6 protein-coding genes and 1 pseudogene are annotated in these 6494 nt (G+C 72.7%); 4 read left to right on the top strand and 3 right to left on the bottom strand.

Features of this window, described 5'->3' with window-relative positions:
• Both FNH08_RS51245 and FNH08_RS41460 read left to right on the top strand, forming a co-directional pair.
• Positions 1 to 551: pseudogene (locus FNH08_RS51245) on the top strand (glycosyl hydrolase); the annotation flags it as partial.
• A gap of 106 nt (positions 552 to 657) precedes the next feature.
• Positions 658 to 1548: a Gfo/Idh/MocA family protein gene (locus FNH08_RS41460; RefSeq protein WP_152776681.1), complete on the top strand. Its 891-nt coding sequence runs from the start codon at positions 658 to 660 to the stop codon at positions 1546 to 1548.
• Positions 1549 to 1554: 6 nt separating this feature from the next.
• Here the strand turns inward: FNH08_RS41460 and FNH08_RS41455 are convergent, their stop codons facing one another.
• Positions 1555 to 2823 (bottom strand): epoxide hydrolase family protein, encoded by a 1269-nt coding sequence (locus tag FNH08_RS41455; RefSeq protein WP_407704560.1) that lies wholly within the window; start codon positions 2821 to 2823, stop codon positions 1555 to 1557.
• 62 nt (positions 2824 to 2885) lie between these two features.
• Here FNH08_RS41455 and FNH08_RS41450 point away from each other — a divergent pair, with 62 nt between their 5' ends.
• Complete coding sequence (locus tag FNH08_RS41450; protein WP_152776680.1) at positions 2886 to 3950, top strand: helix-turn-helix transcriptional regulator; 1065 nt, start codon at positions 2886 to 2888, stop codon at positions 3948 to 3950.
• Here the strand turns inward: FNH08_RS41450 and FNH08_RS41445 are convergent.
• Entirely contained in the window at positions 3863 to 4426 is a 564-nt protein-coding gene (locus tag FNH08_RS41445; RefSeq protein ID WP_152776679.1) for an HAD domain-containing protein, read from the bottom strand. The genes FNH08_RS41450 and FNH08_RS41445 overlap by 88 nt on opposite strands.
• Before the next feature lie 101 nt (positions 4427 to 4527).
• Entirely contained in the window at positions 4528 to 5775 is a 1248-nt protein-coding gene (locus tag FNH08_RS41440) for a cytochrome P450 family protein (protein WP_152776678.1), read from the bottom strand.
• A gap of 151 nt (positions 5776 to 5926) precedes the next feature.
• Here FNH08_RS41440 and FNH08_RS41435 point away from each other — a divergent pair.
• On the top strand, positions 5927 to 6494 hold a 568-nt coding region (locus tag FNH08_RS41435; protein ID WP_152776677.1), incomplete at its 3' end, for a TetR/AcrR family transcriptional regulator.

Raw genomic sequence — 6494 nt, 5'->3', positions numbered from 1 at the left:
CGGGCAGGGCGGGCACGTACACGACCCGGCTCTCCCGGGGCCGTACGGTCACCACGAGGATCTCCCGGGTGCCCGACCCCGTCGTACCGGACCGCTGGCGGCTGGACGTGGAGGACTGGCGGCCGGGTGCCAGGGCGACGGACACCGAGGTGGTCAGGCACACCGTGACGCTCGACGCCCTGCTGCCCTGGTCCGAGATCCCCGAGCTGGCCGACGTCGCCGGCGTCGGCCGCTACCGGACCACGCTCGCCCTGCCGCCGGGCTGGGGCGCGGGCCACGGTGCGCGGCTGGAACTCGGCCAGGTCGGTGACACCTGTCGGGTCACCCTCAACGGCACCCTGCTGGGTCCGGTCGACCGGCTCCGTCCCGTCCTCGACGTCAGCGCGTGGCTCCGGCGTGGGGACAACATCCTGGAGGTGGAGGTGGCCACGCCCCTCATCAACCGTCTCAGGGTGGCCCGTCCGGAGGTCTTCGGCGCGCTCCCGCGTCAGGCGTACGGGCTGACGGGTCCCGTCCGGCTGGTGCCGTACGGGCAGGCCGGTCTCACGTAGGCGCGCCCGACGGTGGTGCAGGTCAGGGCCCGCGTGAAAGGCTCGCCCCGCGCGGTCACCGGCACGGGCCGGTGACGCAGGGGATCAGCACAGGAGAGGCGGCGCCATGCGCATCGGACTGCTCGGTACAGGACCGTGGGCCGACATGGCCCATGCCCCGGCGTTGAGCGGGCATCCCGGACTGGACTTCGTGGGGGTGTGGGGCAGACGTGCGGAGGCGGCCGAGGAACTGGCCGGCCGGCACGGCACCCGCGCGTTCGAGGACCTCGACGCGCTGCTCGCCGAGGTGGACGCGGTCGCTGTCGCGCTGCCGCCGTCCGTGCAGGCCCCGCTCGCCGTACGCGCCGCGCGGGCCCGGTGCCATCTGTTGCTCGACAAGCCCGTCGCGACGAGCGTCGAGGAGGGGCGGGCCGTCGTCGAGGCTGCCCGTGAGGCCGGGGTGTCCTCGGTCGTCTTCTTCACCTCCCGTTTCCAGACGGCGCCGGAGGCATGGCTCGCCGAACAGGCCGCTCTGGACGGCTGGTTCACGGCGCGGGCGGAGTGGCTCGGCTCGGTGTTCACCGGCGACAGCCCGTTCGCGACGCCGTGGCGACGGGAGAAGGGGGGCCTGTGGGACGTCGGTCCGCACGCCCTGTCGCTGCTGTTGCCGGTGCTCGGCGACGTCAGGCGGGTGGCGGCCGCCGCACGCGGCCCGGAGGACACCGTGCACCTGGTCCTCGAACACGTCGGCGGGGCGTCGAGCACCCTGACCCTCAGCCTCACGGCCCCGCCCGCGGCCGCCGGGACCACGGTCGAGTTGCGCGGCAAGGCAGGCGTCACCGTGCTGCCCGAGTCCTCCGAGAGCGCGGTGCAGGCGCTCACGCGGGCGGCCGACGCCCTCCTCGCCGCCGTCGAGACCGGTCGGCCGCACGCGTGCGACGCCGCCTTCGGCCTGCGGGTGACGGAGATTCTCGCCGAGGCCGAGGGGCGGTTGGGCGAACGGGGCGGGCAGGTCTGACCGGGGTCAGCGCACCTTGGTGAAGAACGCGCGTACGTCGCCGACGAGGAGGTCCGGCGCCTCCATGGCGAGAAAGTGTCCGCCTCGGTCGAGCTCGGTCCACCGTACGACGTTGTGGTCACGTTCGGCCCAACGGCGGACGGTCACGTCGTGGAGGGAGAGGAGTACGGCGGTGGGTACGGTGCCACGTCGTGCGGCGGACCAGTCGTCCTGGGCGCCGTCCCAGCCCGTCGTCGCGTCCTCGTCCCCGTCCTTGTCCGAGTCGTCGTTCCAGGTGGCCGCCGACATCTCCTCGTAGTAGATCTGGGCGGCGGAGGCGGCGGTGCCGGTGAACCAGTACAGCGAGATGTTCGTGAGCATGCGGTCCCGGTCGACACTGTCCTCGGGCAGTGCGTCCTCCGGGTCGGTGAGCTCCTTGAACTTCTCCACGATCCAGGCGAGTTGGCCGACGGGGGAATCCGTGAGGGCGTACGCCACGGTCTGCGGGCGTTTGGCGTTGCACTGCAGGTAGCCGTCGTTGAAGTCCTGCATGGCCTGCCAGCGGCGCTGCTCGGCCTCGGTGAGTCCGTCGGTGTCGCCCTCCCCCGTGGGGAACGTGATCATGGCGTTGAGGTGGATGCCGATCACGTGGTCCGGTGCCTGCCTGCCCATCTCGGGGGCGATCCACGTGCCGGTGTCGTAGCCCTGTACTCCGTAGCGTGCGTAGCCCAGGCGGGACATCAGGCGGTTCAGCACCGTGGCCATGTGGGCCGCGTTCATGCCGGGCCCGGCCAGCGGGGTGGAGAAGCCGAACCCCGGCAGCGACGGGACCACCAGGTGGAAGGCGTCCGCCGGGTCGCCGCCGTGGGCGCGGGGGTCGGACAGGGGGCCGAGGACGTCGAGGAAGTCCACCACCGAGCCCGGCCAGCCGTGCAGCAGCATCAGGGGGGTGGCGTCGGGCTCCGGGGACCGCACGTGCAGGAAGTGGACCGTCTGCCCGTCGACGGTGGTCAGGAACTGGGGGTGCGCGTTGAGTTCCGTCTCCTGGGCCCGCCAGTCGTAGGCGGTGCGCCAGTGGTCGGTGAGGTCCCTCAGGTAGGTCGTGGGGACACCACGGCTCCAGCCCACGCCGGGCAGTTCGTCGGGCCAGCGGGTGGCGGCCAGGCGGGTGTGGAGATCGTCGATCCGGTCCTGCGGGACGGCGATGCGGAACGGACGGACGTCGGGTGCCTCTTCGGTCATGGTGCGGTCGGGTGCCGCTTCGGTCATGGTGCTGTCGGGTGTCACGTTGGTCATGACGGTGACGCTAGGGACCGGTTGGGTCAGCCGCGGTCCTAACCTTCCGGCATTCTGACGGCATGGTGGAGACCTCCGGGCGGCTGCTGAAACTCCTCGCCCTGCTGCAGACCCACGGTGACCGTTCCGGTGCCGAGCTCGCCGAACGCCTCGGTGTCAGCCGGCGTACGGTCCGCCGTGACGTGGAGCGGCTGCGCGAGCTCGGGTATCCCGTGCGGGCGTCCCGGGGCGCGGCCGGCTACCGGCTCGGCGCCGGGGCGAGTCTGCCGCCGCTGCTGCTCGACGACGAGGAGGCCGTCGCCGTGGTGGTCGGACTTCGGACCGCGGCCGGTGGTTCGGTCGCGGGCATCGAGGAGTCCTCGCTGCGCGCGCTGGCCAAGCTGGAACAGGTACTGCCCTCCCGGCTGCGGCACCGTGTCGGCACCCTGCACGCCGTCACCGTCCGGGCCGGTACGGCCCCGGGCCCCGAGGTCTCGCCGGACACCCTCATGGCCGTCGCCGAGGCGTGCCGCCGGCGCGAGCGGCTGCGCTTCGACTACACGGGTATGCGGGGCGGGACCGGCGTCCGCTCGGTCGAACCGCACAGCCTGGTCAGCTTCGACCGCCACTGGTACCTCGTCGCCTGGGACACCGACCGCGACAACTGGCGCACCTTCCGCGTCGACCGGCTCACCCCGCGCACCCCGACCGGACCGCGGTTCGTCCCGCGTGAGCCTCCCGAGGGTGATGTGGCCGCGTACGTGGCCCACCGGCTCTCCTCGCGGGCCTGGCGGTTCCAGGCGACCGTCACGCTGCACGAGTCCGCCGAGGCGGTCGCCGACCGCGTCTGGCCCGGCATGGGCGTCGTCGAACCCCTCGACGACCACAGCTGCCTGCTGCACCTGGGCGCCGACACGCCCCGTGACCTCGCCTGGATGGTCACCTCGGTCGACGCCGACTTCACGCTCACGCACGCCCCGCCCGAACTCGCTGAGGCCCTGCGCGTCCAGGGCACGCGCTGTCTCGACGCGATACGGCCACGTAGCCCGGCTGAGCCCGGTCAGGCTGGACCGGTGCCCAAGGTGCGCGCGAAGGCGGCGACGGCCTCGAAGTCGGGGGCGCGGAGGCCGAGTCGTGCGTCGACGTGACGGAGCAGGGCCTGTCCCACGTGATGTGTCCGTACGAAGACGCGGTCCCTGTCGCCGAGTTCGTCGTCGACCCAGGCGAAGGGTCTGCCGGAGGCGTGTGCGACGAGGTGGCGGGTCTTCCAGAACGTCCCGTCCGACGCGGCGTCGTGCCTCACCGGCCAGTCCACGACGGGGAGGTCCGGCAGCCCGAGGACCGGCGAGATGTAGTCGTTCGCGTCGCGGCCCCATGTGGTGGCCCACACCAGGTCGTACCGGTCGCTCAGGTCCAGGAGCCGGCGGCCGTGGTCGGGGTTGAGCCAGACCCTGAGCGGCTTCACGTGGGCCCACGGCGCGCCCGGATGCTGGGCGACCCAGCCCGGCGGCTTCATCCGGTGGGTCCCGTAGCCGTCGGGGCGCCGTTCCGGCTTCGCCGCGTACGGGTTCAGCGGGCCGTCGACGTCGATGTAGAGGAGAGGACGACTCACCACCACGGTCATCCCCCTCCGTACCGGACCGCTCGTTGTGCGGTCGTGCGACGAGCGTAGCTCTTCTCCGTTCCGCGCTCCGCACGGCTCTCCTGCGCCTGGCCGGCCCCTCCTCAGTGGAAGCTCACCGGCAGCGCGGTCAGGCCGCGGAGCAGCGTGCTGGTGCGCCAGGTGAGTGCCGTCGGGTCGGTGGCGAGCGTGAGCGTGGGGCGGTGGGCCAGGAGCAGGCTCAGGGCCACGGTGGCTTCCACGCGGGCCAAGGGCGCGCCGAGACAGTGGTGCAGGCCGTGCCCGAATCCGAGGTGTGCGGGTCCCGCACGCCGGATGTCGAAGCGGTCGGGCTCGGGGAAGTGGAGGGGGTCGCGGGAGGCCGCGGCGAGCGAGATGAGCACCGGGTCGCCCCCGGGTATGCGGGTGCCCGCGAGGTCCAGGGCTTCGGCCGCGAAACGGAACGCGGTGGCGTGGACGGGTGAGTTGTAGCGCAGCGACTCCTCGACCGTGGCCGCGACGAGGCCCGGATCGGCGCGGAGCAGGGCGAGTTGGTCCGGGTGGGCCAACAAGGCGTGGACGGTTGAGGAGATCAGGTTGACCGTCGTCTCGTGGCCGGCGACGAGGATCAGGAAGGCCATGCCGAGCAGTTCCTCGGCGCTGAGGTGAGCGGGAGTGCTGTCGTCGTGCGCTGGACGGTCGCCCGGGGCGTCTTCGCGGGCCGCCGCGACGAGACCGCCGAGCAGGTCGGTGTCCGGGCCGCCGGGGTCATGTGCGACCGCGTCGCGCCTGGTCTCGATGAGGTCGGTCAGGTAGGCCGTCAGGGCCGCTGCGGCCGAGGTCGCCGCCTCCGGCGAGGTGGGCATGACCAGTTCGTTCGACCAGGTGTGGAAGAGAGCGCGATCGGAAGCGGGGACCCCCAGCAGGTCGCAGATCACGGTGACCGGCAACGGCAGCGCGTACCGGCTCACCAGGTCCACCGGCCGGTCCTCCGGGAGCCCGTGGAGCAGTTCACGGGCCATGGATTCGATCCCCGGGCGCAGAGCGGCGATCCGTCCCGCGGTGAAGTGGGGCGCGACGAGACGGCGCAGTCGGGTGTGCTGCGGCGGGTCGGTCTGGAGCATGTTGCGCCCGATGGCGTGGCCGCCGTCGCTGCGCCAGGTGGCGGAGTGGCGGATGTCGTTGCGCAGGCGCGGGTCGGTCAGTGCGGCGCGGGCGGCGTCGCGGGTGACGACCAGCCAGCACTCGCCGCTTCCGGGCACGAGGACGCGGTGTACGGGGCCCTTGGCCCGGAGGGTGGCGTAGGCGGGGTACGGGTCCGCGGCCGGATCGAGGCCGTCGGGGGCCAGGTCCTGCAAGGTGAGCGCCGTCATGCTGCTTCCTTTTCGGTTCCGGAGTCCTGGGAGTGTCGTGCGGCCTCATGAAACGGGGATGGCTCCCCACTTCAGGTTCTGACGATAGCATCCGCACCGGGGAGTACTCCCCGGTCGTGGGGAGAGCTCCCCGGCAGGACGGAGGGCGAGGATGACGGTCGGCGCGGGCGGTGCCAACGCCGCGAGGACGCCGGGGCGGCGGCGTGACGCGCGGCGCAACCGGGAGCTGCTGATCGAGGCGGCGCACGAGGTGTTCACCGAACAGGGCCTCGAAGCACCGCTGGACGTGATCGCCCGCCGGGCCGGGATCGGCAACGCCACCCTGTACCGGCACTTCCCCAGCCGCGCGGCCCTCGTCGACGCCGTGTTCCGTGACGTGCTGACGGACACCATGACCGTGGGCGAGGAGGCGCGTGCCGTCGAGGACGCCTGGGCGGGCCTGACCGGTTATCTGGAGGCCGTCTTCGCGGTCCTGGCCGCCGACCGCGGCACGAACGACCTGATGACCACGCATCTGGAGGGCGTCGACGCGCTGCAGTCGGTGCACGCTCACAACCGCGAGACGATCGAGCTGCTGCTGCGCCGTGGCCGCGACCAGGGGACCCTCCGTGCGGACGTCACCACTGAGGACGTCCTGTTCTCCCTTGCCGCTCTCGGCCGGGCCGTGCCGGCCCTCGCCTCGGCGGCCGCCCCGGACGCCTGGCGCCGCCCCCTCACCC

The sequence above is a fragment of the Streptomyces spongiae genome (genome assembly GCF_009377185.1).
Taxonomy (GTDB): Bacteria; Actinomycetota; Actinomycetes; order Streptomycetales; family Streptomycetaceae; genus Streptomyces; species Streptomyces spongiae.
This window is presented reverse-complemented; position numbering and strand designations above follow the sequence as displayed.